Here is a 779-nt window from a genome sequence, read left to right on the forward strand (position 1 = left end):
AGCAGGATCCGCGGGGCGGGCAGGGCGCGCAGGGCGCGGACGACGCGGCGCAGTTGCAGGATGTTCCAGCCGGGCACGAAGGACAGGTGGGTGGCGGCGACGGTGAGCGGGCCGTGCGGGGCGTCCAGGACGGCGGCGAGGACGACGCGGGGTTCGTCGCGCAGCAGGACGAGCCCGCCGCCGGGGCCGGGGACGTAGATCGGGGATCGTACGGGGGCCGGTCGTAGCCGGGTCACCTGCCAGGAGCGCACGGGATAGCGGCTGACCAGGCCGATGCCGTAGCAGGGTTCGCCGTGGCCGTCGTCGTCGTGGTTCAGCGGGCGGAACTGTTCGCCGGGGGTGCCGACGACGGCGGCGGCGAAGCGGTGTTCGGGGGCGCCCAGGGCGCGGGCGGCGATGGCGGTGAGGTCCAGGTTGCCGCTGCGGGACTGGTCGCGGTCGACCTCCTGCAGGGCGAGGATGTCGGCGTCGAGGGCGGTGACGGCGGCGGTGAGCCGGTCGGGGTCGACGAGTCCGTCGGTGAGGGATCGCCCGTGCAGCAGGTTGAAGGTGGCCAGGCGCACGAGCACACCCTACGTCGCCGTGGCAGGGTTGCCGGGTGCTCAAGGCGTTGGTGTGTTCGGTGCTGGTGTTCGTGGCGGTGGCGTCGGTCGGTCTGTGGTTGCGGCGGCGGCGGGGCCGCTGAGCCCACCGCCCGGGCGGTGAGGCTGGCCACAGGTGGTCTCGCCGGTGCGCCGGGGGTGGGCAGAATTGCCGCCCGTGGACCCCTTGTCGCTGAC

At 74.3% G+C, this 779-nt stretch carries 1 protein-coding gene; it reads right to left on the minus strand.

The features are described 5' to 3' along the window. Positions 1–563 (minus strand): endonuclease/exonuclease/phosphatase family protein (locus tag DKT69_RS05525; RefSeq protein ID WP_109800504.1); only part of this gene is annotated, 563 nt, incomplete at its 3' end. Between the last annotated feature and the right edge of the window lie 216 nt (positions 564–779).

The organism is Micromonospora sicca (assembly GCF_003172935.1).
Lineage (GTDB): Bacteria > Actinomycetota > Actinomycetes > Mycobacteriales > Micromonosporaceae > Micromonospora > Micromonospora sicca.